This window comes from Streptomyces sp. NPDC055243 (assembly GCF_044544025.1).
Lineage (GTDB): Bacteria > Actinomycetota > Actinomycetes > Streptomycetales > Streptomycetaceae > Streptomyces.
On the sequence record NZ_JBITWR010000011.1, the window covers coordinates 12,483 to 37,961 of the forward strand.

Below are 25,479 nucleotides of genomic sequence, written 5' to 3' on the forward strand. Positions count from 1 at the left end.
GCCCCCATCAAGTGAGCACCGCAGCCTCATGTGCGCCGGTTCTCGGAACGTGCGCCAGGGGCGCGTGACCCCGGTCACGTTGGCCGGGCAAATCGGACACCATCTTTGTGCACGCGTTCACAAAGACATAGCCTGCTTTCGACGGGGCGGTCTGGGGACGTGTGACCGCCTGCAGCCCCGCTCTACCCGCAGGAGCACCGTGGCAACTGGCCGAACTCACCGACCGGCGACCCGCAGCCGAGGGATTCCCGAGGCCACCGTCGCCAGGCTTCCGCTGTACCTCCGAGCCCTCACCGCACTGTCGGAGCGCTCGGTGCCCACGGTCTCCTCCGAGGAGCTCGCGGCCGCCGCGGGGGTCAACTCCGCGAAGCTGCGCAAGGACTTCTCCTACCTCGGTTCCTACGGGACGCGCGGTGTGGGCTACGACGTCGAGTACCTCGTCTACCAGATCTCACGCGAACTCGGTCTGACCCAGGACTGGCCCGTCGTGATCGTCGGCATCGGTAACCTCGGCGCCGCGCTCGCCAATTACGGCGGGTTCGCCTCGCGCGGCTTCCGGGTCGCCGCGCTGATCGACGCCGACCCGGCGATGGCGGGCACCCCCGTCGCGGGGATGCCGGTGCAGCACACGGACGACCTCGAGAAGATCATCAGCGACAACGGCGTCTCCATCGGCGTCATCTCGACCCCGGCGGGCGCCGCCCAGCAGGTCTGCGAGCGGCTCGTCGCCGCCGGTGTGACCTCGATCCTGAACTTCGCGCCCACCGTTCTCTCCGTGCCCGACGGCGTCGACGTACGCAAGGTGGACCTCTCCATCGAGCTGCAGATCCTCGCCTTCCACGAGCAGCGCAAGGCCGGCGAGGAAGCGGCGGCCGACGGCGCCGTGCCGCCCGTCGCCGCCAAGCAGCAGCGCAAAGGACCCGACGGGGACGTCCCCGCCGTGATGCCGGCATGAGTCTCCTCGTCGTGGGGCTGAGCCATCGCAGCGCGCCGGTGAGCGTGCTCGAGCGGGCCGCCCTTGCCGCCGACGCCCAGGCCAAGCTCCTTCAGGACACGCTGGCCGCCGAGCCCGCCGCCGAAGCGGCCGTGCTCGCCACCTGCAACCGCATCGAGCTGTACGCCGACGTGGACAAGTTCCACGCGGGCGTCGCCGAGCTCTCCACCCTGCTCGCCCAGCACAGCGGCGTGGGCCTCGAAGAGCTCACCCCTTATCTGTACGTCCACTACGAGGACCGAGCCGTCCACCACCTGTTCTCGGTGGCCTGCGGCCTGGACTCGATGGTCGTCGGCGAGGGGCAGATCCTCGGCCAGATCAAGGACGCCCTGGCGCGCTCCCAGGAGCTGCACACCGCCGGGCGCCTGCTCAACGACCTCTTCCAGCAGGCCCTGCGGGTCGGCAAGCGCGCGCACTCGGAGACCGGAATCGACCGGGCCGGGCAGTCGCTCGTGACCTTCGGCCTCGAACAGCTCGCCGGGCGCGAGCCGGTCGAGGCGTGGGCCAAGGGCAAGCGCGCCCTGGTCATCGGCGCGGGCTCCATGTCCTCGCTCGCCGCGGCGACGCTCGCGCGCGCCGGGGTCGACGAGGTCGTCGTCGCCAACCGCACCCTCGACCGGGCGCACCGCCTGGCCGAGATCCTCGCCGAGGGCGGCACGGGCACCATCGCGCGCGCCGTGCCGATGGACCAGGTGGCGGCCGAACTGACACGTGCAGACGTCGCCGTCTCCTGTACCGGCGCCACCGGCCTCGTGCTGACCGCCGAGGCCGTCGCGGCCGGAGTCGCCGACCGTACGGGCGCGCCCGTCGCGGTGGGCGCGCCCCTCGGACCCACGACTTCGGCCCCCTCGGCTCCGCACGGCGGCACCACCGACACCGCCGCCGCCGACGACGAGGCCTGCCCGCTCGGACTCTCCGGCGACGGGGCGGCCGTGCCCCGCGGGGTCGGGTTCTCCGTCATGGGCGAGGACGCCGTCGCCGGCATGGACGCCGCGACGCTGGAGCAGCACGCGGCCTGGGTGGACAACGCGCCCGCCGCGCGCCGCGACGACCCGCAGAACGAGGCCGACACCATCACCGCGCTCGCCGCGGCCGTCGCCGCCACCGGACGGGTGCCCGAGAACCGCCGCAGGCCCTCGCTCGTCGAGACGGGCAACGTCCTGCTCGCCCTGCTCGACCTGGCCATGCCCCGCGACATCGACGCGGCCGTGCACCGCATCGACGGCGTACGCCTCGTCGACATCGAGTCGCTCGCCGACGCGTCCGCCGACGCCCCGATGGCCGTCGACGTGGAGCAGGTCCGCGCGATCGTCTCCGACGAGGTCGCCGCCTTCGGCGCCGCGCAGCGGGCCGCGCACATCACGCCGACCGTGGTCGCCCTGCGCACCATGGCCGCCGACGTCGTCGCGAACGAGATCGCGCGGCTCGACGGACGGCTCCCCGGACTTCCGGAGAAGGAGCGCGCGGAGATCACCCAGACCGTCCGCCGCGTCGTCGACAAGCTGCTCCACGCACCCACCGTGCGGGTCAAGCAGCTGGCGAGCGAGCCCGGCGGCGCCGGGTACGCGGACGCGCTGCGCACCCTCTTCGACCTCGACCCGCAGACGGTCGCCGCCGTCAGCAGGGCCGACAAGATCAATGAACCCACCGATCAGAACGTTCAACAAACAGACCCGAAACGAGGCCGGGCATGACCGAGAGGGCACTCAGGCTCGGGACACGGCGCAGCAAGCTGGCCATGGCCCAGTCCGGGCAGGTGGCCGACACAGTGAGCCGGGTGACCGGCCGCCCCGTAGAGCTCGTGGAGATCACGACGTACGGCGATACGTCCCGCGAGAACCTGGCACAGATCGGCGGCACCGGCGTCTTCGTGACCGCCCTGCGTGACGCGCTGCTCGGCGGCGAGGTCGACTTCGCCGTCCACTCGCTGAAGGACCTGCCGACCGCACAGCCGGACGACCTGGCCCTGGCCGCGGTACCGCTGCGCGCGGACCCCCGTGACGTACTCATCGCGCGCGACGGGATGACCTTCACGGAGCTGCCCGCCGGTGCGCGCATCGGCACCGGGTCGCCGCGCCGCATGGCGCAGCTCAACTCCTACGCCCGCAACCACGGACTCGCCATAGAGACCGTGCCGATCCGCGGGAACATCGACACCCGCATCGGGTTCGTGCACAAGGGTGAGCTCGACGCCGTCGTGCTCGCCGCCGCCGGACTCCACCGCGTCGGCAGGATCGACGAGGTGACCGACTTCCTGTCGGTCGACACAGTTCTGCCCGCCCCCGGCCAGGGGGCACTGGCGATCGAATGTGCCGCGTCCAACGCGTCGCTGACCGCCGCGCTCGCCGAGCTCGACGACCCGTACACCCGGGCCGCCGTGACCGCCGAGCGATCCCTGCTCGCCGCCCTGGAAGCCGGTTGCAGCGCACCTGTGGGTGCGTTGGCCGACTTGCTGGCCGACGGGCAGATTGTCAAGGAAATGCGCCTGCGCGGCGTCGTCGGGGCAACCGACGGCTCGACGCTGGTGCAGCTGTCCACCACCGGTCCCGTGCCTGAGACGCATGACCAAGCCATGGCGCTCGGCCGCGAACTCGCTGCCGAGATGCTTGCCAAGGGCGCGGCCGGTCTGATGGGGGAGCGAGCACTTTGAGCCCCACCTCGAACCTTGCCGGCCTTCCCGCACACGGGCACGTCACCTTCCTGGGTGCCGGACCCGGAGATCCGGGACTACTTACGCTGCGCGCCGTGGAGGCGCTGGCCCGAGCGGACGTGCTGATCGCCGAGCCGGATGTGCTCGACGTCGTTCGCGCGCATGCCAGGGGAGGTGTGGACACACCTCAGCCAGGGACGGTTGACGACGCGTCAGCGATCGCCGAAGCGTCGGCGTTGCGAGCCGCCACCAATCTTGTCATGGAGGCGGCACGCGGCGGCAGGCGGGTCGTGCGTGCCGTCAGCGGCGACGTCGGCCTCGACACCTACGCGGCCGACGAGATGCTCGCCTGCGCCGCCGAGGGCATCTCCTTCGAAGTCGTGCCCGGCATCGCCGCGGCGGTCGGTGTACCCGCCTACGCGGGTGTTCCGCTGCGCGACGCGCAGGGCACGGACGTGCGTTTCGTCGACGCGCGCACCGCCTCCGACCGCTGCTGGAGCGAGGTGGGGGCGTCCGACGGGACCCTGGTCGTGTCGACCTCCCTGGACTCCGTGGCCGCGGCCGCCGGTGAACTGGTGTCGTCCGGCCGCAAGCCGGACACCCCGATGACGGTGACGATCGCCGGTACGACGACGCGTCAGCGCACGTGGCAGGCGACCCTGGGCACCATCGCCCAGGTCCTCAAGCAGGCGAAGGTGCTGCCCTCGCCCGACGGAGGCCAGCCCGTCATAGCCGTGGTCGGTGAGCGGTCCGCCGCCGCCCAGCGCGACCAGCTGTCGTGGTTCGAGTCGAAGCCGCTCTTCGGGTGGCGGGTGCTCGTCCCGCGTACGAAGGAGCAGGCGGCCTCGCTCTCCGACCAGCTGCGGTCCTACGGAGCGGTGCCGCACGAGGTGCCCACCATCGCCGTGGAGCCGCCCCGCACGCCCCAGCAGATGGAGCGCGCGGTCAAGGGGCTCGTCACCGGTCGTTATGAGTGGATCGCCTTCACCAGCGTGAACGCCGTCAAGGCCGTGCGCGAGAAGTTCGAGGAGTACGGGCTCGACGCCCGTGCCTTCGCCGGGATCAAGGTCGCGGCGGTGGGCGAGCAGACCGCCGCGGCGCTCGTCGCCTTCGGCGTGAAGCCCGACCTGGTGCCCAGCGGCGAGCAGTCGGCCGCGGGTCTCCTGGAGGACTGGCCGCCGTACGACCCGGTCTTCGACCCGATCGACCGCGTCTTCCTGCCGCGGGCCGACATCGCCACGGAGACGCTGGTCGCCGGGCTCATCGATCTCGGGTGGGAGGTCGACGACGTCACCGCCTACCGGACGGTGCGCGCGTCGCCGCCCCCGGCGGACACGCGTGAGGCGATCAAGGGCGGCGGCTTCGACGCGGTGCTCTTCACGTCCTCCTCGACCGTGCGCAACCTCGTCGGCATCGCCGGCAAGCCGCACAACGTGACCGTCATCGCGTGCATCGGCCCCGCCACCGCCAAGACCGCGGAGGAGCACGGGCTCCGGGTCGACGTGATGGCTCCGGAGCCTTCCGTCCACAAGCTGGCCGAGGCGCTCGCCGAGTTCGGCACGAGACGTCGCACGGCCGCGCTCGATGCGGGGGACCCCGTCACCAGGCCCAGCGAGCGGCGGCCCGGTTCGCGAAGGCGGCGTACGGCGCCCTGACGTCCAGGCGTACCGTTGATCACCGGCTTCGCCGAGTTCGTCCTCCAACGCCGGACAGGCTGGATATCCAGCCTGTCCGGCGTTCGGGGTTGGGGCTGGGGCGGGCCGGAGAGCCAAACACAGCGTGAGGTGAGAGAGACAGTGACCACGTACGGATCCTTCCCCGGGGCCAGGCCCCGCCGGCTGCGCACCACGCCCGCCATGCGCCGCATGGTCGCCGAGACGCGGCTGCACCCGGCCGACCTGATCCTGCCCGCGTTCGTGCGCGAGGGGATCAGTGCCCCGGTGGAGATCGGCGCCATGCCCGGCGTCGTCCAGCACACCCGCGACAGCCTGAAGAAGGCCGCCGTCGAGGCCATGGAGGCCGGGGTCTCCGGGATCATGCTCTTCGGGGTGCCGGAGGAGTCGAAGAAGGACGCCGCCGGGACCGTCGGCACCGATCCGGACGGGATTCTCCAGGTCGCCCTGCGCGACGTGCGCGCCGAGGTCGGCGACGACCTCATCGTCATGTCCGACCTGTGCCTGGACGAGTTCACCGACCACGGTCACTGCGGTGTCCTCGACGCCGAGGGGCGCGTCGACAACGACGCCACCCTGGAGCGGTACGCCGAGATGGCGCAGGTCCAGGCCGACGCGGGCGCCCACGTGGTGGGCCCGAGCGGCATGATGGACGGTCAGATCGGCGTGGTCCGGGACGCGTTGGACCAGGTCGGGCACGAGGACGTCTCCATCCTTGCCTACACCGTGAAGTACTCCTCCGCCTTCTTCGGCCCCTTCCGCGAGGCCGTCGGTTCGTCCCTGAAGGGCGACCGCAAGACCTACCAGCAGGACCCGGCCAACGCCCGTGAGTCCCTGCGCGAGCTGGCGCTCGACCTCGAAGAGGGCGCCGACATGGTGATGGTCAAGCCCGCGGGCCCCTACCTGGACATCCTGGCGAAGGTCGCCGACGCCGTCGACGTGCCGGTCGCCGCGTACCAGATCTCCGGTGAGTACTCGATGATCGAGGCCGCCGCCGAGCGCGGCTGGATCGACCGGGACAAGGCGATCATGGAGTCGCTCACCGGCATCAAGCGCGCGGGCGCCAACATGATCCTCACGTACTGGGCCACCGAGGTGGCGCGGCAGCTCTGAGGGAGCGCCCCCGGCCGACCGCTTGACCTCAAGTTTGGTTGAGGTCACAGAGTGGTGTGCATCGACGTCCGGACGACGGACCGTCGACGTTCTGAGGAGGACGTTATGCACGCCGTTGTTCTGCACGAGTTCGGGCCCGCCGAGAACCTGACGTACGAGACCGTGCCCGACCCCGTCGCGGGGCCGGGCCAGGTGCGGATCGCCGTGCGGGCGGCGGGAGTCCACCACGTCGAGACCGTCATGCGGCGGGGCGACGCGAGCGACATGGCGCCGCCGCTGCCCGAACTGCCCGCCGTCTTCGGCGGGGAGGTCGCCGGGATCGTCGACGCGGTGGGGCCCGATGTGGACCCCTCCTGGCTGGGACGGCGAGTGGTGACCCCGCGCAGCGAGCCCGGAGGGTACGCCGAGCTGACGGTGGCCGAGCTCGCGCAGCTGCACGAGGTGCCGGACGGGCTCGGGTTCGAGGCCGCCGTGACCATGGTGATGACCGGGGCGACGGCCATGGGCCTCCTCGACACCGCCCGACTGACCGCCGACGACGTGGTGTTGGTGACGTCCGCCGCCGGTGGCGTCGGGCGGCTCGTGGTGCAGTACGCCGTTGGACTCGGCGCGGTCGTGATCGGCGCCGCCGGCGGGCCCGACAAGGTCGAGGCCGTGTGGGAGCTCGGCGCCGATCTCGCCGTCGACTACGACGAGCCCGGCTGGGCGGACCGCGTGCGTGAGCGCCTGGACGGGCGCCGGGTGAGTGTCGTGCTCGACGGGGTGGGCGGCGAGAAGTCCGCCGCCGCGTTCGGCCTCATCGGTGCGGGCGGTCGCTACGTGGTCATCGGCTGGTCCTCGCAGGAAGGATTCGAGCCGGACGCCGAGGTCGTGGAGGAGCGGGGGATCTCCGTCGTCAACGCGCTGCTGCGGCTGATCGAGCGGCCCGAGGACGGCCCCGAGCACGAGCGGCGGGCCCTGGAGGCCGCCGCCAAGGGGGAGTTGGTGCCGGCGGTGCAGACGTTCCCGCTGGCTCAGGCGGGGAGGGCCCACGCTGCCATGGAGCGGCGCGGGACCACGGGCAAGGTCGTGCTCGTGCCCTAGCCCTGCTTGAGCAGGGTCACCAGGCGGGAGAGGCCGTCGGCGCCGTGCCCCTCCTCGACCGCACGGTCGAGGAGGGCCTGGAAAGGCTCGAACATCTCGGACCGCAGACCCTGCTCGGCGTACGCCTGGAGGAAGTTGGGGAACGCCTCGCGGTTCATGGCGAGGTTGGACACATCGGTGAGGTGCTGATCGGTGTCGACGGCCTCGGCCGTGCCTGGCACGATCCCGTCCGTCATCGCGGCGACGAAGTCCTTGAGCAGCGGTGCGAACTCGCGGGCCGCGATGCCCTCGCTGCCGATCAGCGCGTACGCCTGCGCCACGCCCATCACCATCCCGTACATCCCGGTGAGCAGGGAGAGGTCGTAGAGGGCGGCCAGGCCGGGGTCCTTGCCGACCCACTTGGTGTCGGCGAGCGCGGACAGGGTCGCGCGGTGTGCCTCGAAGGCGGCCTCGTCCGTGCCGCTGTAGAGGATGTACGCGCCGGGCGTCGCGATCATCTGGGGTACGGCCATGATGCCGCCGTCGATGTACGTGATGCCGTGAGCCGCCGCCCAGTCACTCAACTCCCTTGCCTGGGACGGCGATCCATTCGTGAGGTTGACGAGCGTGCGTCCCGCGAGGGACTCCGCCTCCGGGGCGAGCAGGGCGCGGACGTTCTCGTTGGTGGTGAGGCAGACGATGGTGAGCGGGCTCGCGGTGACGGCGTCCCTGGCGGTGGCCGCCGGCGTCGCGCCCTGGGCGGCCAGGGGGCCCGTCTTGGCGGCGGTGCGGTTCCACACGGTGGTGGGATGGCCCGCCTTGAGGAGCGCGGAGGCGAGCGCGGTGCCCATGAGGCCGAGGCCGAGGACGGTCACGGGGGACTGGGAGGGGTGAGCGGGCTGAGTGGGCTGTGCGGGCATGGCTGGGGGACTCCGATCGGAGGGCGTGGGGTGGGAACGCCTTCGATCCTTCCCGCGTACGGAGGAGCGGACAAGTACCGACTTTTTTGTGCGTACTTACCGGGAGGTTGGTGAGGGAGCGCCGGTCACGGGGACCCGCGCGTCACGGGGACCCGCGCGTCACGGGGACCCGCGCGCCCGGCAAGGCGGGCGCGCGGGTCCCGCCGGTCACCACACCAGCGCGTCGGCCGCCGATGTCTGCCAGTAGGTGACGAACGCCGAGCTGTCCACGTACACGCCGCCCGACGGAAGCTTCGCGGCCGCGGGGGCGCCCACGCTGCCGTTCGCCCCGCGGTTGGAGAACAGGACGTCCAGGCTGTGGGCCTGGTAGCCGTCCGTGCCCTCCGGTGACGACGTGCCGATGCCCGCGTACGCGCTCTGGCCGGGCTTCAGCGTGACCACCGCCTGCGGAGTGCTGTCCTCCAGCCACGGCGTGGGGGCCTGCGCCTCGTCGAAGCGGAGGAACGGCGCGCTGTACGCGTAACACGTCTTGGTGCCCGTGTTCTTGGCCTTCAGGAGCAGGTGGTTGATGGGGCGGTCGACCTCCTGGACGGTGACCTTGGTGGTGGCGGCGGTGCAGGTGACCGGCGCCGCCTTGGCGGCGGGGGTGGCGGCCGACGCGGCGCTGCCGAGCGCGGTGAGCGAGAGAGCGGCGGTGAGGGCCGCGGCAGCGGCGGTGGCCTTGGTGGTGAGTCGCATGGCTGGTCTCTTTCGGTGTGACGGGGGTGACGTGCGGCGCGCCCGGAGGCTTCCGGACGCGGCGTGCTTGTATGGCCCACAGGTTGCGCGGGTTTCTGTCCCGGCGGCCAGCGCGGCACGGCAGTTGGGGACGCCGGGACATTCCTGCGGCGCTGATCTGCGAAGACGCCGTTCCTTGGAACGGCTGGATGGAATGGGAGAGAGCGTGGGGGCGGGCGATCTCGCGGAGTTGCTGCGGGAGTTGAAGGAGAGGTCGGGGCTCAGTTACGGGGCGCTGGCCAAGCGGTTGCATGTGTCGACGTCGACGCTGCACCGCTATGTGAGCGGTTCGGCCGTACCGACGGAGTTCGCTCCGCTGGAGCGGCTCGCCCGGATGTGCGGGGCATCGCGGGAGGAAATGGTCGAGGTCCACCGGCGGTGGATCCTGGCCGACGCGTCGAGGGGCGACCGCAAGGAGGCGGAGCAGTCGCCCGCGTCCGTGGCGGCCTCCGACGCGGCGGCTGCTCCGGCTGCCGATGCCGCGGCTGCTCCGGCCGCCCATGACGCGGGTGACGGTGAGGGCAACGGCCACCGCGACTCCGACGACGGAGCGCCCGGCTTCCTGATCGGCCCGACCCCCACGGCGGCGGCGCGGCGCGAGGGGAGACGTGTGCCCCGGGCGCGGGCACTCGTCGCCGCCGGTGTCGTCCTCGCGCTCGGCGCCACCGCCGTCGCCGTGCAGGCCGCGTCCGGAGGCGGTGAATCCGACAAGGTGGCCGGCGACTCCGCGATCTCCGACGACGGGAAGCGGGAGCGGGGCCCGGACGGCGCCAAGTCCGCCTCGCCCTCCGGGAAGGAGTCCGGCAAGGGCAAGCCGGGCAAGGAGGCGACGGACTCCGACAAGCCGGGAGGCGAGGACAAGGGCAAGGGCAAGGGCTCCGGCGGCGGGACGCAGGCGCCCGCCCCCGGGGACGACGGCAAGGGCGAGGCGGGCCGGGGCGGTGTCCCGGTGACCGTCACCACCCAGCCCCAGTTCTGGTACGACCCCTGCGGCACCCCGTATCTCGTCGACAAGGCCCCGGACAAACTCTCCACGCCCCCCAACGAGCAGGACGCCCCCGGGTGGGTGGCCGCGAACGGCGCGGTCAACGCCCGCGACCAGACCGTGAAGCTGACCGTCCAGGGCACCGGCAAGGACACCGTCGTCCTGGAGTCGCTGAACGTCCGCGTCGCCTCGACCAGCGCGCCCCTCGCGTGGAACAACTACAAGATGGGGTACCTCGGCGTCGGCTGCGGCGGCAACGTTCCCCGGCACTCCTTCGACGTCAACCTCGACGCGTCGGTGCCCCGCCCGACCCCGCAGGAGGGCGAAAGCGGCTTCCCCTACACGGTGAGCGCGAGCGACCCGGAGGCGTTCTTCGTCAACGCGACCGCCAACACGCGCTATGTGAAGTGGTACTTGGAGCTGGAGTGGTCGAGCGGCGGCCGGCGCGGCACGGTGCGCATCGACGACACGGGCAAGCCGTTCGCCACGAGCGGCGACAAGGGCCGTCCCGTCTACGGGTTCTCGCTCAACAGCAAGAAGTGGACGAAGACGAACCGCGACAACGACGACGTGCCGGACCCGCCGGCGTAGCGGCCGGGGCCCGTCCGGCGGGGCGTCCGGCGGGGGCGTCCGGCCCAGTCCGTATCCCGGAATGGCGCGTGTAGGCGGCACTTACGTGCCTAGGGTGCGATTCGAGCCATCCGCCCGTGCCGAAGGAGCCGTAGATGACCGCCACAGCCGACCAAGCGATCGCCGCCCCCACCCCGCCGCTCGCCGCCCGCGCCGCCTCGGTCGGTGGCTCGCCGGTACGGGACATCCTGGCCGTCACCGCGCGGCCCGAGGTCATCAACTTCGCGGGCGGGCTGCCCGCGCCCGGCCTCTTCGACAAGGAAGGCATCGCCGCCGCGTTCCGGGCCGTGCTCGCCGAGCAGCCCGAGCGCGCGCTCCAGTACTCCACCACCGAGGGCGAACCCGCCCTGCGGACCGCCGTCGCCGGGCGGTTCTCCGCGCGCGGGCTCGCCACCGGCGCCGACGACCTGATGGTCACCACCGGTTCGCAGCAGGCGCTCTCGCTGCTCGCCACCGCGCTCATCGAGCCCGGCGAGACCATCCTCGTCGAGAACCCCTGCTACCTCGCGGCGCTCCAGGCCTTCGCCTTCGCGGGCGCGCGGGTGGTCGCCGTGCCGTGCGACGAGGCCGGGATCGACCCCGACGCCCTCGACGAACTCGTCGCCCTCCACCGGCCCAAGCTGCTCTACACCGTGCCCACCTTCCAGAACCCCACCGGCCGCACCCTGCCGGCCGAGCGGCGCGCCGCGATCGCGGGCATCGCCGCGCGGCGCGGTCTGTGGATCGTCGAGGACGACCCGTACGGGGAGCTGCGGTTCGAGGGCGAGCGCGTGCCGTGGATCGCCTCGTACCCCGGCGCCGAAGACCGCACCGTCCTGCTCGGCAGCTTCTCCAAGGTCATGGCGCCGGGCCTGCGCCTGGGCTGGCTGCGTGCGCCCGCGGCGCTGCTGCGGGCCTGCGCCATCGCCAAGCAGGCCGCGGACCTGCACACGCCGACCGTCAACCAGCTCGCCGCGGCGCGGTACTTGGCGGACAACGACCTGGACGCGCATGTGGCGCGGGTCGCGGCGGCGTACGGGGAGCGGCGCGACGCCATGCTGTCGGGCCTCGCCGACGCGCTGCCGCAGGGCTCTTCCTGGGGCCGTCCTGAGGGAGGCATGTTCGTCTGGGCGAAGCTGCCGGACGGGTACGACACCGCCGCGCTGCTGCCGGAGGTCGTCAAGCACGACGTGGCGTACGTGCCGGGGGCGCCGTTCTACGCCGGTGAGCCCGACGTCGCCACCCTGCGGATGTGCTTCGTGACGCAGTCCCCCGACGAGATCGCCGAGGGACTGCGGAGGCTCGGGGGCGCGCTGCGCCCCTGACGGGGATCAGAGGCGCTCGGGCGTCCTGATGCCGAGCAGGGCCATTCCCTGGTGCAGGGTGCGGGCCGTGATGTCGCAGAGGAACAGGCGGTTCTCCGCGATGTCCTGCGGCGGCTTCGGCTTGATGACCGGGCACTTGTCGTAGAACGTCGTGTACAGCGAGGCCAGTTGGTAGAGGTACGCCGCCAGCTTGTGCGGCGCGTACTCCTCGGCGACCTCCGCGACCGTCTCCGCGAACTGGTCGAGGTGCAGGCCCAACGCCCGCTCCGCCTCGGCCAGTTCGAGCTCGGGGTGCGCCTTGGGGGACACGTCGTCGGCCTTGCGCAGGATCGACTGGATACGGGCGTACGCGTACTGGAGGTACACGCTCGTGTCGCCGTTCAGCGACACCATCTGGTCCAGGTCGAACTTGTAGTCGCGCACCGCCGACGTCGACAGGTCCGCGTACTTCACCGCGCCGATGCCCACCTGGGCACCGCGCTCGGCGATCTCCTCCTCGGAGAGGTCCTGGGCCTTCTCGCGGACGATGGCCGACGCCCGGTCGATCGCCTCGTCGAGCAGGTCGATGAGGCGTACGGTCTCGCCCTCACGCGTCTTGAACGGCTTGCCGTCCTTGCCGAGGACGGTGCCGAAGCCGAGCTGCACCGCCTTGACGTCCTCGGTCAGCCAGCCCGCCCTGCGGGCCGTCTCGAAGACCATCTTGAAGTGCAGCGACTGCCGCGCGTCCACGACGTACAGCAGGGTGTCGGCCTTGAGGTTGAAGACGCGGTCGCGGATCGCGGAGAGGTCGGTGGCCGCGTACCCGAAGCCGCCGTCGGACTTCTGGACGATCAGCGGGGACGGGTTGCCGTCCGGGCCCTTCACGTCGTCGAAGAACACGCACAGCGCGCCGTTCGACCGGACCGCCACGCCGGACTCCTCCAGCATGCTGCAGGTCTCCGCCAGCATGTCGTTGTAGCCGGACTCGCCGACGATGTCCTCGTCGTGGATCTCCACGTCCAGCTTGTTGAAGACCGAGTAGAAGTAGACTTTCGACTCGTCCACGAACCGCTGCCAGATCGCGAGGGTCTCGGGGTCGCCCGCCTGGAGGTCCACCACCCGGCGCCGGGCCCGCGTCTTGAACTCCTCGTCGGAGTCGAAGAGCGTGCGCGAGGCCTTGTAGACGCGGTTGAGGCTGGACATCGCCTCTTCGCCCGCCTCGTCACCCTCGGCGGCCTTGTGGCCCAACTCGTCCGGGTGCTCGATCAGGTACTGCACGAGCATGCCGAACTGCGTGCCCCAGTCGCCGATGTGGTGGCGCCGGACGACCTTCTCGCCGGTGAACTCCAGGATCTGGACCACCGAGTCGCCGATGACCGAGTTCCGCAGGTGGCCGACGTGCATCTCCTTGGCCACGTTCGGCTGGGCGTAGTCGATGACCGTCGTGCCCGGGTGCTCAGCGAGCGGCACGCCGAGGCGGTCGCCGTCGGCGGCGCGCGCGGCGAGGTTCTCGGTGATCGCCCTGTCGGTGACCGTGATGTTCAGGAAGCCGGGCCCAGAGACCTCGACCTCGCTGATCAGGTCCGGGGCGGTGATCTCCGAGACGACCTTCGTCGCGAGCTCGCGCGGGTTCGCCTTCGCCTTCTTGGCGAGGGCCAGGATGCCGTTGGCCTGGTAGTCGGCCCGGTCGCTTCGTCGCAGCAGCGGGTCGGCGGAGCCGGCCTCCGGCAGGGCAGCCGAGAGGGCGTCCGCGAGGCGCTGGTGGACGGAGGCGGTGAGGGACGTGACCGAGGCCATGGAGTGGATGCCGTTCTCCTCGAGGTGCAGATAGACCCGGCAAGTATCCCATGCAGAGAAAAGCGGTTTTCGCGGTTGCGGGTGGAGCTGGGAGAATGGCCGCGACAAGCGGTACCCACGTAGAAGAAGATCAGAAGAAGAAAGGCGTGCCGATCGTGGCTCAGAGCACCGATACCACCGACTGGGTCTCCCGCTATGCGGACGAGGTCATCGCCGAGTCGGAGCGTCGTGCCCCGGGCAAACCGGTCGTCGTCGCCTCCGGGCTCTCCCCCTCGGGCCCGATCCACCTGGGCAACCTCCGCGAGGTCATGACCCCGCACCTGGTCGCGGACGAGATCCGGCGGCGCGGGCACCAGGTCAGGCACCTGATCTCCTGGGACGACTACGACCGGTACCGCAAGGTCCCGGCCGGCGTCCCCGGCGTCGACGAGACCTGGGCCCAGCACATCGGCAAGCCCCTCACCTCCGTGCCCGCCCCGGCCGGTTCCGCGTACGCGAACTGGGCCGAGCACTTCAAGGCGGCCATGACCGAGGCGCTCGACGAGCTGGGCGTGGAGTACGACGGGATCAGCCAGACCGAGCAGTACACCTCGGGCGTCTACCGCGAGCAGGTCCTGCACGCGATGAGGCACCGAGGTGACATCGACGCGATCCTGGACCAGTACCGCACCAAGAAGGCCTCGGGCAAGAAGCAGTCGCAGAAGCCGGTCGACGAGGCCGAGCTGGAGGCCGCGGAGGGGTCCGGCGCCGCGAGCGAGGACGACGGCAGCGGCGGCGGCAGCGGGTACTTCCCGTACAAGCCGTACTGCGGCGCGTGCGAGAAGGACCTGACCACGGTCACGTCGTACGACGACGCGAGCACCGAGCTGTCGTACGTGTGCGCGGACTGCGGGCACACCGAGACCGTCCACCTGAACGAGTTCAACCGCGGCAAGCTGGTCTGGAAGGTCGACTGGCCCATGCGCTGGGCGTACGAGGGCGTCATCTTCGAGCCGAGCGGCGTGGACCACTCCTCTCCCGGGTCGTCGTTCGTGGTCGGCGGGCAGATCGTGCGCGAGATCTTCGACGGCGTGCAGCCGATCGGTCCGATGTACGCGTTCGTGGGCATCTCCGGGATGGCGAAGATGTCCTCCTCCAAGGGGGGTGTGCCGACCCCGGCGGACGCCCTGAAGATCATGGAGGCGCCGCTGCTGCGCTGGCTCTACGCCCGCCGCAAGCCCAACCAGTCCTTCAAGATCGCCTTCGACCAGGAGATCCAGCGGCTCTACGACGAGTGGGACAAGCTGGACGCGAAGGTCGCGGACGGCTCCGTGCTGCCCGCCGACGCCGCCGCGCACTCGCGTGCGGTGCGTACGGCCGCCGGTGAGCTGCCCAAGACGCCGCGTCCGCTGCCGTACCGGACGCTGGCGTCCGTGGCGGACGTGACGGCGGGGGCGGAGGACCAGACGCTGCGCATCCTGCGGGACCTGGACCCCTCGGACCCGATCTCGTCCCTCGACGAGGCGCGGCCGCGCCTCGACCGGGCCGTGAACTGGATCACCACCCAGGTCCCGGCCGACGCGCGCACGATCGTGCGGGCCGAGCCGGACGCGGAGCTCCTGTCCTCCCTGGACGACGAGGGCCGCGAGTCGCTGCGGCTGCTCCTGGAGGGCCTCGACTCGCACTGGTCCCTCGACGGGCTCACGCACCTCGTGTACGGCGTGCCGAAGGTGCAGGCGGGCTTCTCGGCGGACGCCACGGCCAAGGAGCTCCCCCCGGAGATCAAGGTCGCGCAGCGTTCGTTCTTCGCCCTCCTGTACCGCCTCCTGGTGACCCGGGAGACGGGTCCGCGGCTGCCCACGCTGTTGCTCGCCGTGGGCGCGGAGCGGGTCCGCAAGCTGCTGGGCGCTTAGCGCTTGGCTTGTACGTGATCGGGGGCGCCGTCCAGTTTCTGGCCGGCGCCCCCTCCGCATCCCACGGACCTGCCGTGAGCCGCCGGGGCGCCTTCGGATGGGTCCCCGCTTCGTGCCCCACCGCTTGAACGGCCGCTCGGTTGCCTGTTCGGGGGCAGGCGAGGCTGCGGGGGATCCGGCGGGGGTGTGGAGGGGAAGCGGTAGCCGGCTTGCATCTTTGGGACTACCGGGAGATCACTCCGGGGCAGGACGAACAACGCCCCGGGGCGAGCGATCGTGGACGTATGAAGGAAATCATCGCCATCGTCGGATGGGTCGTCGGGATCCAGGGCGCGCTCGGCGCAGCCGGACGCACCTTCGGGGACAACCCGTGGGGCCTCCTCCACAAGTGGTGGGACATCCCCACCCCCGGATACCTCGCCCTGGCCGTCGTCGGCGCCGCCCTCGCCGTCTGGGGCGAGACCGGCAAGAAGCGTGCCCGCAGCGTGGGTTGAACCTCGGCTACGTGCTGTACTCGGAGTCCAGCTCCTCCTGGTAGCGGCTCCGGAAGTCCCGCAGGTACGGGCGCAGCGTGCTCTCCGCCGGAGGGCCGCCCGCCTGGCCGGTCACGCCGTACAGGTCCATCAGGTACAGGCCGAACTGGCGGGCGTTGGGGTAGTCCCCGCGCTCGCTCACGTACTTCCGGAACGCCACGAAGTACGCCTCGTCGCGCGAGACGTCGTCCGGCAGCCCGGGAACGTCATCCGGAACCGGCAGCTCCTCGGCCGCCTCCTGCCCAGCAGCCTCTTCCGCCTCCTCGCGCGGCCCCGGGATCAGACGCTGGCCGCTGAGCGGGCGGGTGCGGCCGGGTGCGCCCGAGGGGACCTGGAACGCCGGGTCGACCTCCGCCTGACCGGCACGGTCCTGCTCGTCGAAGTACGCCTGCTGCTGCTCCAGGTACTGCTGCTGCTCGACGTAGGCCTGCTGTTCCGCGTACGCCTGCTGGTCGGCGTACCACTGGTCGTGCGGCTCTTCAGGGACGTACGAAGGCTGCTGAGCCGCGAACCACGGGCTCACCTGCGCCACCTCGGGCTCGGGCTCCGGCGGCTGCTGTTGCTGCTGGGGCTGGACTTCCTGCCCCAGATGCCCCTGCTGCACCGGCTCCGCCTCCAGCTGCGGCGCCGTCGGCGCCACCAGCTCCGGCTGCTGCGGCTGCTGCGGCTCCGCAGGAACCGGCGCAGGCGGAAGCAGCGCGGGCTCGATGCCCGCCGCCGCGAGACCCGCGGGGGCCGTCTCCGCGAGCGGGACGCCGAAGCGCGCCAGGCGCAGCGGCATCAGGGACTCCACGGGGGCCTTGCGGCGCCAGGAGCGGCCGAAGCGGGCCTGGAGGCGGGCCTGGTAGATGAGGCGGTCCTGCTCCAGCTTGATGACCTGCTCGTAGGAGCGCAGCTCCCACAGCTTCATCCGGCGCCACAGCTTGAACGTGGGCACGGGCGACAGGAGCCAGCGCGTGAGGCGTACGCCTTCCATGTGCTTGTCGGCCGTGATGTCCGCGATCCGGCCCACCGCGTGCCGCGCCGCCTCGACGGAGACGACGAACAGGATCGGGATGACGGCGTGCATGCCCACGCCCAGCGGGTCGGGCCAGGCCGCCGCGCCGTTGAAGGCGATCGTCGCCGCCGTCAGGAGCCACGCCGTCTGGCGCAGCAGCGGGAAGGGAATGCGGATCCACGTCAGGAGCAGGTCGAGCGCCAGCAGGACGCAGATGCCCGCGTCGATGCCGATCGGGAAGACCACCGAGAAGCTGCCGAAGCCCTTCTGCTCGGCGAGTTCGCGCACGGCCGCGTACGACCCCGCGAAACCGATGCCGGCGATGACGACCGCACCGGCGACGACCACGCCGATGAGTATTCGGTGCGTGCGTGTCAGCTGCATCGCGGCCACCCGCGAACCCCTCCCTGTTCGGTTTGTTGCGAGCGACAGCCTGGCACACGCATGCGGAAGACCGCGTGCCGGTACGGCAGGAGCCCGGCCACCGAGGGGCCGGGCTCCACAACTGCCTTGACCGCGCCGCGAGTTGCCCGCGTGGCGCGTGCCGCGGATTCCGCGTCCGGCGTCAGCTCTTGGGCTTGCCGCTGGACTTGGAGTCCGACTTCGGGTCCGACTTGCTGCTGGACTTGGAGTCGGGCTTGGGGCTGTCCGACTCCTTCGAGCCGCTGCCGCCGGTGCTGCCGCCGTCGGCCTTGTTCGCGGAGACGACCGCCGCGGAGGCTTCCTTCGCGGCCTTCTCGGCGGCCTTGGACAGGTCCTTCGCGCTCGGCGCCTTGTCGCCCGCCAGGCCCGCGCCGTTGTAGTCGATCGTGACGACGGCGTTCTCCACGCGCGTCACGACCGTCTGCTGCTTGAAGTTTTCCTTGTCCTTCTTCAGGTCGTACGCCACGACCGTCGTCTGGTCGCCCATGCCCGGCACCGGCTCCGTCTTGACGCTCTTCGCGCCGTCCGTCGCCTGCGCGTCCGCGACCTGCTTGGCGAAGTTGTTCTGCGCGCGCTTGGCGCCACTGCCGAGCGACGCGTCCGAGTCGAAGCGCATCAGCGAGACGCGGAGCCAGCGGAACTGCGAGCCGTCGACGCCGTTGTTGTCCAGGCTGTCCCAGGAGCAGGTGCCGCGCGCCGACGTGTCGTCGGACGTGCCCGCCTTGCCCGACTTGTCCTTCGCCTCCGGGACGAGGTCGTCGAGCGTCTTCTTCGACAGGACGTCGCAGGGCTCGGGCAGCTTGCCGAACGCCGCCTTCTCCACGGTCGCGGCCTTGTCCTTGCCCGGGGCCGAGGCGGACGCCTTCGAGCCCGAGTCCTTCTTGGCCCCGTCCGAACCCGATCCGGAGTCGGAGGAGCAGCCGGAGGCAATGAAGATCACCGGTACGGCGGCTGCGCAGGTGAGTATGCGGGTGAGTCGCTGTGCTGGTCGGTGCATGGTTCCTTCACTCAAGTCACTCAAGACGGCTGTCGTCGGTTCGATGGGCCACGGTACGCCGTGCCCGACGCGGACGACTCCGCTTCCGGGGAGCCGGTGCCCCGTCCGAACCGTCCCTAATCGGAGAACCTGTCGGCCAGGCTCCCGGCCAGTTCCTGCGCCTTGTCCTGCATTTCCTTGCTGTCGGGGATGTCGGTGCGACGCCCCGGCTGCTCGTCGTACTCGACGGTCACGACGACGTTCGACGTGCGGAACACCACAGTCACCGTGCGGTGCCGGGTCGCGGACGCGGACGTCGTGAGCGCGTCGTCGATGAAGGCCTCGTCGCCCAGATCGTCCAGGATGCGGGGCTCGAGTCCGAGGGGTGTGACGGCGTCTTCCGGGGCTCCGCTGGAGGCGCTGCCGTCCGCGTCACCCTTGCCGTCACCCCCCTTGCCGGACTCACCCTTGTCCGCCTTGCCCGTCTTGTCCGTCTTGGCTGTCCCCGCACCGGTGGACGGCTCGGCATCCGCCCCCGCGTCATCCGATTCCTCGTCGGTGGTCGGGGTGCCGGAGGGCTCGGGCAGATCGGCCTTCTGCGCCTTCGACGAGTAGACCTCCGTGGCGCGGGTGTCGTCGCTGACCTCCGCGTCGTACGACACGACGCGCTCGAAGTCGACGAGCAGATGGTGGGTGGCGTCCGACGACTCCACCTTCCAGCGGCAGCCCACACGCCGATCGGTGTCGTACGTGACGGTGGGCGCACCCTCGTACGCCCTCTCCTGCTGCTCCTCGTCCGGCATCTCCTTGATGCCGGGCAGCATCGAGTCGAGCGTGCTGCGGTCGACCTGGCCGCAAGGCTCGGGGAGCGTGCGGTACTTGCCGGGCTCGGCGGCCGCGGTGGTGCCGCCGGTGTCGCCGGGCTTCGAGTCGTCCGGTTCGCCGCCGAGCGCGCCCCCGCCCGTGCAGCCGGCGAGCAGCGCCGCGATGAGAGCTGCGACGCCTGGTACGTAGGCCTTCCGCTGCACCGTGTGGGCTCCTTCTCGCCAGGGATATTGGGTTGCCGCTGATGGGCGACCGGTGGACACAATGTGTATCGCACGCAATGCCGTGGACGCCGGTCCGTCATCCCTTTCGTTGACCTTGGCTCCGGTATTTGCGCTACGAGACTTTCAACACGTGTGTTCAACTACGGGGGAATGAGGACGTTATGTCTTACGTGGAGGTTCCCGGGGCAAAGGTACCGATCCGGATGTGGACGGACCCGGCCTCGGTCGAGGACGTCGCACTCCAGCAGCTCCAGAACGTGGCGACGCTGCCCTGGATCAAGGGCCTGGCCGTCATGCCGGACGTCCATTACGGCAAGGGCGCGACAGTCGGCTCGGTGATCGCCATGCAGGGCGCGGTGTGCCCGGCGGCGGTGGGGGTGGACATCGGCTGCGGCATGTCGGCGGTGAAGACGTCGCTGACGGCGAACGATCTGCCGGGGGATCTGTCGCGGCTGCGGTCGAAGATCGAGCAGGCGATTCCGGTGGGGCGGGGCATGCATGACGATGCCGTGGATCCGGGGCGGCTGCATGGGTTTGGCACGTCCGCGTGGGACGACTTCTGGTCGCGCTTCGACGGGATCGCCGATGCGGTCAAATTCCGCCAGGAGAGGGCCACGAAGCAGATGGGAACGCTCGGAAGCGGCAACCACTTCATTGAATTCTGTCTCGACGAGGCAGGTTCGGTCTGGCTGATGCTGCACTCCGGCTCCCGGAACATCGGCAAGGAGCTCGCCGACCACCACATAGGTGTGGCCCAGAAGTTGCCGCACAACCAGGGTCTGGTCGACCGTGACCTGGCGGTCTTCATCGCGGAGACCCCGCAGATGGCGGCGTACCGGAACGACCTCTTCTGGGCGCAGGAGTACGCGAAGTACAACCGCTCGATCATGATGGGGCTCTTCCAGGACGTGGTCCGCAAGGAGTTCAAGAAGGCGAAGGTGACCTTCGAGCCGGTGATCTCCTGTCACCACAACTACGTCAGCGAAGAGCGGTACGACGGGATGGATCTGCTGGTCACGCGGAAGGGCGCCATCCGTGCCGGAAGCGGCGATTTCGGGATCATCCCCGGCTCGATGGGCACCGGTTCGTACATCGTGAAGGGTCTCGGGAACGAGGCGTCCTTCAACTCGGCCTCGCACGGCGCGGGCCGCAGGATGAGCCGCAACGCCGCGAAGAAGCGCTTCTCGACGCAGGACCTGGAAGAGCAGACGCGGGGCGTCGAGTGCCGCAAGGACTCGGGTGTCGTGGACGAGATCCCGGGCGCGTACAAGCCGATCGAGCAGGTCATCGACCAGCAGCGCGACCTCGTCGAGGTCGTGGCCAAGCTCAAGCAGGTCATCTGCGTGAAGGGCTGATCCCTGCTTCTCCCTACTTCGCGTTCTTGATGGCGAAGATCATGACGAACGCGATGATGTGGATGCCGAAGAGGAAGTACGCCAGGTACCACCACACCAGGCGTTCGTTCTTGGTCTCCTGGGCGAGGTGTCGCCGCTCGGCGCTCTTGTCCTCGGAGGGGGGCGTCACAGTTCGCGGTGGATCTTCGTGTTGGAGGCCTGGGCGCGGGGGCGGACCACCAGGAGGTCGATGTTGACGTGGGGCGGGCGCGTGACCGCCCAGGTGATCGTGTCCGCCACGTCGGCCGCCGTGAGGGGGGCCGGTACGCCCGCGTAGACCTTCGCCGCCTTCTCCTCGTCGCCGCCGAAGCGGGTCGTGGCGAACTCCTCCGTCTTGACCATGCCGGGGGCGACCTCGATCACGCGGACCGGGGTGCCGACGATCTCCAGGCGCAGGGTCTCGGCCAGGACGTGCTCGGCGTGCTTCGCGGCCACGTAGCCGCCGCCGCCCTCGTACGTGCCGTGCCCGGCCGTGGAGGAGAGGACCACGACCGTGCCGTCGCCGCTCGCGGTGAGTGCGGGGAGCAGGGCCTGGGTGACGTTCAGGGTGCCGATGACGTTCGTCTCGTACATCTGGCGCCAGTCGGCCGGGTCGCCGGTGGCGATGGTGTCGGCGCCGAGCGCGCCGCCCGCGTTGTTGACCAGGACCGCGACCTTGCGGAAGGCGGTGGCGAACTCGTCCACGGCCGTGCGGTCGGTGATGTCGAGGGCGTACGCCAGCGCGTCGTGGCCCGCGGCCGTGAGCTCGGCGGCGAGGGCCTCGATGCGGTCCTTGCGGCGGGCGGTGAGGACGACGCGGTAGCCGGCTGCCGCCAGGCCGCGCGCGGTGGCGGCGCCGATGCCGCTGCTCGCGCCGGTGACGATCGCGATGCGGGTGGCGGCGGGCGCGGCGTTCGCGGCGGCGGTCATGGCTGCTCCTTGGGCGTACGTACGTTCTGTCCTGTTCCTCGGCCAAGGATAGGCGGGCCGCCGGTGGCTCTCAGCGGCCCCGTGGCGCGTACATGATCACCGCCATGCCGGCCAGGCAGATCAGCGCGCCGGTCACGTCCCAGCGGTCGGGCCGGTAGCCGTCGGCGACCATGCCCCAGGCGATCGAGCCCGCGACGAAGACCCCGCCGTACGCGGCGAGGATGCGGCCGAACTCGGCGTCGGGCTGGAGCGTGGCCACGAAGCCGTAGACGCCGAGGGCGATGACGCCCGCGCCGATCCATGCCCAGCCCTTGTGCTCGCGTACGCCCTGCCAGACGAGCCAGGCGCCGCCGATCTCGAAGAGCGCGGCGAGGACGAAGAGGGCGGCGGAGCGGGCGATGAGCATGGGGAGATCGTGGCATGAGGCAGTTCGTCCCGGTCCCCTGTGGCGTCGGGTATCTGCGCCGTACGCTTTCTGTCTGACGCAGATGTTGTTCGGAGCTGGAGGAGGGGGTCCCGCGTGGCCACGAAGACGACCGGTGCCGGTGCGCGGCGTGCTGCTCTGGTGGACGAGCTGTCCGTCGAGTCGCGGCGCTACATGGCCTCGTACGCCCTCTTCAATCAGGCCGTCGCCGACCACCTGAAGCTGCACCCCACCGACCTTCAGTGCCTGAACCTGCTCAGCCTGGAGGAAGGGCCCGTCACGACCGGCCGCATCGCCGAGCTGACCGGTCTGACGACGGGCTCGGCGACGCGGCTCGTGGACCGCCTGGAGAAGGCGGGTTACGTCGTACGGGAACGGGACGCGGCCGACCGGCGGCGGGTCCTGGTCTCGACGGTGCCGGACGCGGTGGCGGAGTTCGGGCGGATGTGGGACAAGCTCGGGGGCGGCTGGTTCGCGCTCTTCGAGCGGTACGACGACGACGAACTGGACCTGCTCATCGGCCACATGCGCCGCACCGTGGAGTTCAGTGCGGCGCAGGTGGCGCGGTTGCGGGGCGGGGAGCTGGACGGCTGACCCCGCTGGGGCGGAGCCGTGGTGCGGGCGTGGTGCGGGCGTGGTGCGGGCGTGGCGTAGGCAACCGGGTGGGGTGCACCACGCGTCTCTCAGGTCCCGCCCCGTCCCCGCACCCATGACCTGGAGAAGAGCCTTGGCGCACGATGAACGCGACCGGTCCGACGAGCATCCCCAGGCGCCGTGGTGGTGGGGCATCGGCCCCATCGGGGCCGCCCTCCTCGTCGTCGCCGGGATCGCTTGGGCGCTGTGGGGGATTCTGGGCTCCGGCGCCCCGGGTGGCGTGGTGACCGGATATCAGGGGAGCAAGGTCGTCGCCATCGGTCTCGTGCTCCTCGGCGCTTTCGTCCTGGAGCGCTTCCGCAGCCGTCGTTCCGGCGATTCATAAGGACCGATCTAGTGGTGCTGCTCCTCCTGCGGCTTGCGCGGGAGGAGTCGTACGAGGCCGCAGCAGAGCAGTGTGACGCCCGCGACGACCGCGAGGGTGACCGTCATGGCGTGGTCGGGGCCGCCGTCGGCGTTCTTGAAGAAGACGGTGACGACGGTGGCCGCGCCGATCGCGTTGGCCAACTGCTGCACCGCGCTGAGCGAGCCGCTCGCGCTGCCCGCCTCCTGGGGCGCGATGTCGCCGATGGTGATGTCGTAGACGGTGCCGAAGCAGGTGCCCATGCCGAGGCCGATGACGAGCAGGGGCGGGGCGAGGAGCCAACTGCTCGTTTCCGTACCGGAGTTCGCTACGAGGGCGAGCAGGTATCCGGTGCCGGTCAGGATGATCAGCAGGCCGATGAGGACGAGCGTGCGGCCGAGCCTGCCGATGAGGCCGTGGCAGGCGATGGACGCGACGACGATGCCCACGGAGAGCGGGACGAGGCCGAGCGCGGTGCCGGACGGTGAGCGGCCGAGCCCTTCTTGCAGGTAGAGCGAGATGACGTAGAGCAGTCCGGACACGGCGGCGGAGAAGCCGACGCAGAGGACGAGCCCCGATGTGAAGCCGCGGTTGTGCAGCAGCGAGGGCTGGATCAGCGGGTTGCGCGCGGTGCGTTGGCGGTGGCAGAAGAGCGCGAAGAAGGCCAGGCCCGCGGCGATCAGCAGGAGGGGCGTGGCGGTCCAGCCGTTCGTGGAGCCGTCGATGAGGCCGGAGAGCAGCCCGAGCATGGTGGCGCCGAGGAAGGCGGAGCCGGTGCCGTCGATCGAGGTGGTGCTGTCGCCGGAGTCCTTGGGCAGGAGGCGGGCGGCGGCGGCGAGGGCCGCGCCGCCGAGCACGAGGTTGATCAGGAACATGGACCGCCAGCCGAGGCCGCCGAGGTCGGCGTCGATCAGGAACCCGGCGAGGATGGGGCCGCCGACGGCGGAGAGCCCCATGGCGGGCGCGAAGAGGCTGAACGCCTTGCCGATCTCCTCGCGGGGCCAGACCGCGGCGAGGATGCCGAAGCCCTGCGGGATGACGAGCGCGCCGAAGGCGCCCTGGGCGAGGCGGGCGATGGTGATCGACTCGGGGCTGAAGGCGAGCCCGCAGGCGACCGAGGCGAGCGTGAAGCCGCCGAGACCGAGCAGGAAGAGGCGCCGCCTGCCGTACTTGTCGCCGAGCCGGCCGCCGATGACGAGGAGTACACCGAGGGCGAGCGCGTAGGAGGCGCCGAGCCACTGGATGAGTCCGGGGCCGCCGCCGAGGTCCTTGGTGATGGTGGGGGCGGCGATGTTGGTGATGGTGGCGTCGACGAGGTCGAGCACGTCGGCGGCGAGGATCACGCCTAGGACGGCCCAGCGTTTTCGTGGGGGGAGGGGTGCGGGTGGGGGCGGGGGCGGGAGTGGGGCGCTGTCTTTCGTGGGGGTGAGGGCGTGGTCCGGGGCGGGATCGGCGTGGGTGGGAGTGGGGGTGGGGGTTGGGGATTTCGTGGGCACGGGGAGTTCCTTCGGGTGGGAGGTCGGGGGCGAGGTCGGGTGCGAGGTGTGGTGTCGAGGTCACGCGGTCAGAGGGGTCGCGCAGTCACAGCGGAGAATGTGCGGCGCTGTGCAGAATCTGCGTCACGCAGGTAAATGTGCGGGAGGGGGGTCTGTGCTGTCAAGGCGGTTTGTGGGGGTGGCGCTTCGTCGCTGGTCAGCGGTGCGTGCGGTCGATCGGCGGGGCATTTGGTCGGCGGGGCGGCCGGTCGGTGGGGCGACCGGCCGGTGGTGCGTCCGGCCGTCGGTGCGGGGCCCGTTCGGTGGTGGGGACGGTGCCGTGCCGGTATGTCCGTCCTCGCTATCGTCCCCGGTGGCCGTGGGGCTGATTCGGCTCCGGAGTGTTGGGAGCCGTGCTCCGGGCGGACATACCGGCACGTCACCTTGCGTCTCGTTGCCGACTGCGGGCCGTGGGGCGCGGTGCGGGGCCGGTCCGGGCGTGGGTGCGGTGCCGCGCCGGTATGTC

Annotated in this window: 23 protein-coding genes; 13 read left to right on the forward strand and 10 right to left on the reverse strand. The window is 71.0% G+C overall.

The genetic code is table 11. The features are described from left to right. The first annotated feature begins 199 nt into the window (after nt 1–199). The 6 genes from ACIGXX_RS28905 (at nt 200) to ACIGXX_RS28930 (ending at nt 7,513) form a co-directional block, all read left to right on the forward strand. Nucleotides 200–955 carry a redox-sensing transcriptional repressor Rex gene (locus ACIGXX_RS28905; protein WP_351173364.1) on the forward strand — a complete coding sequence of 252 codons (756 nt, stop codon included), beginning with the start codon at nt 200–202 and terminating at the stop codon, nt 953–955. Beyond that, on the forward strand, nt 952–2,688 hold the full coding sequence (locus tag ACIGXX_RS28910; protein ID WP_399979981.1) for a glutamyl-tRNA reductase: 1,737 nt from the start codon (nt 952–954) through the stop codon (nt 2,686–2,688). The genes ACIGXX_RS28905 and ACIGXX_RS28910 overlap by 4 nt, the downstream gene beginning before the upstream one ends. Beyond that, nucleotides 2,685–3,644, forward strand: a complete 960-nt coding sequence (hemC, locus tag ACIGXX_RS28915) for a hydroxymethylbilane synthase (protein ID WP_399979984.1) — start codon at nt 2,685–2,687, stop codon at nt 3,642–3,644. Before ACIGXX_RS28910 ends, hemC begins: the two co-directional genes overlap by 4 nt. Continuing rightward, complete coding sequence (locus ACIGXX_RS28920) at nt 3,641–5,299, forward strand: bifunctional uroporphyrinogen-III C-methyltransferase/uroporphyrinogen-III synthase (protein WP_351173373.1); 1,659 nt, start codon at nt 3,641–3,643, stop codon at nt 5,297–5,299. Before hemC ends, ACIGXX_RS28920 begins: the two co-directional genes overlap by 4 nt. A gap of 141 nt (nt 5,300–5,440) precedes the next feature. Beyond that, complete coding sequence (gene hemB, locus ACIGXX_RS28925) at nt 5,441–6,430, forward strand: porphobilinogen synthase (protein WP_399979988.1); 990 nt, start codon at nt 5,441–5,443, stop codon at nt 6,428–6,430. A 105-nt stretch (nt 6,431–6,535) separates the two neighbouring features. Beyond that, nucleotides 6,536–7,513, forward strand: coding sequence for a zinc-binding dehydrogenase (locus ACIGXX_RS28930; protein WP_351173379.1), 978 nt, complete (start codon nt 6,536–6,538; stop codon nt 7,511–7,513). Here the strand turns inward: ACIGXX_RS28930 and ACIGXX_RS28935 are convergent. Next, nucleotides 7,510–8,412, reverse strand: a complete 903-nt coding sequence (locus tag ACIGXX_RS28935; protein WP_366462542.1) for an NAD(P)-binding domain-containing protein — start codon at nt 8,410–8,412, stop codon at nt 7,510–7,512. The two genes, ACIGXX_RS28930 and ACIGXX_RS28935, sit on opposite strands and share 4 nt — an antisense overlap. 207 nt (nt 8,413–8,619) lie before the next feature. After that, nucleotides 8,620–9,150, reverse strand: a complete 531-nt coding sequence (locus ACIGXX_RS28940) for a DUF4232 domain-containing protein (protein ID WP_351173385.1) — start codon at nt 9,148–9,150, stop codon at nt 8,620–8,622. Nucleotides 9,151–9,343: 193 nt separating this feature from the next. Here ACIGXX_RS28940 and ACIGXX_RS28945 point away from each other — a divergent pair, with 193 nt between their 5' ends. Continuing rightward, the gene (locus ACIGXX_RS28945) at nt 9,344–10,765 is read left to right on the forward strand and encodes a helix-turn-helix domain-containing protein (RefSeq protein WP_399979992.1); all 1,422 of its coding nucleotides are present in this window, start codon (nt 9,344–9,346) and stop codon (nt 10,763–10,765) included. Nucleotides 10,766–10,899: 134 nt separating this feature from the next. Further along, nucleotides 10,900–12,108, forward strand: coding sequence for a PLP-dependent aminotransferase family protein (locus ACIGXX_RS28950; RefSeq protein WP_383820474.1), 1,209 nt, complete (start codon nt 10,900–10,902; stop codon nt 12,106–12,108). Nucleotides 12,109–12,114: 6 nt separating this feature from the next. Here the strand turns inward: ACIGXX_RS28950 and argS are convergent, their stop codons facing one another. Continuing rightward, a complete protein-coding gene (argS, locus tag ACIGXX_RS28955) occupies nt 12,115–13,884 on the reverse strand; it encodes an arginine--tRNA ligase (protein WP_351173394.1) in 1,770 nt (589 codons plus the stop codon). A 146-nt stretch (nt 13,885–14,030) separates the two neighbouring features. On the opposite strand from argS, the gene lysS reads away from it, so the two are divergent. Then, nucleotides 14,031–15,776, forward strand: coding sequence for a lysine--tRNA ligase (lysS, locus tag ACIGXX_RS28960; RefSeq protein WP_399979997.1), 1,746 nt, complete (start codon nt 14,031–14,033; stop codon nt 15,774–15,776). Nucleotides 15,777–16,060: 284 nt separating this feature from the next. Continuing rightward, the gene (locus ACIGXX_RS28965; protein ID WP_366462538.1) at nt 16,061–16,270 is read left to right on the forward strand and encodes a hypothetical protein; all 210 of its coding nucleotides are present in this window, start codon (nt 16,061–16,063) and stop codon (nt 16,268–16,270) included. Between the two features lie 7 nt (nt 16,271–16,277). Here ACIGXX_RS28965 and ACIGXX_RS28970 read toward each other — a convergent pair whose 3' ends face one another. The 3 genes from ACIGXX_RS28970 to ACIGXX_RS28980 all read right to left on the reverse strand — a co-directional run bounded on the left by ACIGXX_RS28970 (nt 16,278) and on the right by ACIGXX_RS28980 (nt 19,733). After that, a complete protein-coding gene (locus ACIGXX_RS28970) occupies nt 16,278–17,699 on the reverse strand; it encodes a DUF2637 domain-containing protein (protein WP_351173402.1) in 1,422 nt (473 codons plus the stop codon). 172 nt (nt 17,700–17,871) lie between these two features. Next, on the reverse strand, nt 17,872–18,726 hold the full coding sequence (locus ACIGXX_RS28975; RefSeq protein WP_361470885.1) for a DUF3558 domain-containing protein: 855 nt from the start codon (nt 18,724–18,726) through the stop codon (nt 17,872–17,874). A gap of 116 nt (nt 18,727–18,842) precedes the next feature. After that, nucleotides 18,843–19,733: a DUF3558 domain-containing protein gene (locus ACIGXX_RS28980; protein ID WP_351173408.1), complete on the reverse strand. Its 891-nt coding sequence runs from the start codon at nt 19,731–19,733 to the stop codon at nt 18,843–18,845. A 182-nt stretch (nt 19,734–19,915) separates the two neighbouring features. On the opposite strand from ACIGXX_RS28980, the gene ACIGXX_RS28985 reads away from it, so the two are divergent. Then, the gene (locus ACIGXX_RS28985; protein WP_366462537.1) at nt 19,916–21,109 is read left to right on the forward strand and encodes an RtcB family protein; all 1,194 of its coding nucleotides are present in this window, start codon (nt 19,916–19,918) and stop codon (nt 21,107–21,109) included. Nucleotides 21,110–21,122: 13 nt separating this feature from the next. Here ACIGXX_RS28985 and ACIGXX_RS28990 read toward each other — a convergent pair whose 3' ends face one another. The 3 genes from ACIGXX_RS28990 to ACIGXX_RS29000 all read right to left on the reverse strand — a co-directional run bounded on the left by ACIGXX_RS28990 (nt 21,123) and on the right by ACIGXX_RS29000 (nt 22,463). Then, nucleotides 21,123–21,278 carry a hypothetical protein gene (locus ACIGXX_RS28990; RefSeq protein WP_351173414.1) on the reverse strand — a complete coding sequence of 52 codons (156 nt, stop codon included), beginning with the start codon at nt 21,276–21,278 and terminating at the stop codon, nt 21,123–21,125. After that, nucleotides 21,275–22,057 carry an SDR family NAD(P)-dependent oxidoreductase gene (locus ACIGXX_RS28995; RefSeq protein WP_399980003.1) on the reverse strand — a complete coding sequence of 261 codons (783 nt, stop codon included), beginning with the start codon at nt 22,055–22,057 and terminating at the stop codon, nt 21,275–21,277. The genes ACIGXX_RS28990 and ACIGXX_RS28995 overlap by 4 nt, the downstream gene beginning before the upstream one ends. Nucleotides 22,058–22,127: 70 nt before the next feature. After that, nucleotides 22,128–22,463 (reverse strand): YnfA family protein, encoded by a 336-nt coding sequence (locus ACIGXX_RS29000; protein ID WP_135335738.1) that lies wholly within the window; start codon nt 22,461–22,463, stop codon nt 22,128–22,130. 192 nt (nt 22,464–22,655) lie between these two features. On the opposite strand from ACIGXX_RS29000, the gene ACIGXX_RS29005 reads away from it, so the two are divergent. Together ACIGXX_RS29005 and ACIGXX_RS29010 are read left to right on the forward strand one after the other, a co-directional pair. Beyond that, nucleotides 22,656–23,075, forward strand: coding sequence for a MarR family transcriptional regulator (locus ACIGXX_RS29005; RefSeq protein WP_351173461.1), 420 nt, complete (start codon nt 22,656–22,658; stop codon nt 23,073–23,075). Nucleotides 23,076–23,208: 133 nt separating this feature from the next. Beyond that, the gene (locus ACIGXX_RS29010) at nt 23,209–23,460 is read left to right on the forward strand and encodes a hypothetical protein (RefSeq protein ID WP_399980006.1); all 252 of its coding nucleotides are present in this window, start codon (nt 23,209–23,211) and stop codon (nt 23,458–23,460) included. An 8-nt stretch (nt 23,461–23,468) separates the two neighbouring features. Here ACIGXX_RS29010 and ACIGXX_RS29015 read toward each other — a convergent pair whose 3' ends face one another. Further along, a complete protein-coding gene (locus tag ACIGXX_RS29015; RefSeq protein WP_361470891.1) occupies nt 23,469–24,821 on the reverse strand; it encodes an MFS transporter in 1,353 nt (450 codons plus the stop codon). Between the last annotated feature and the right edge of the window lie 658 nt (nt 24,822–25,479).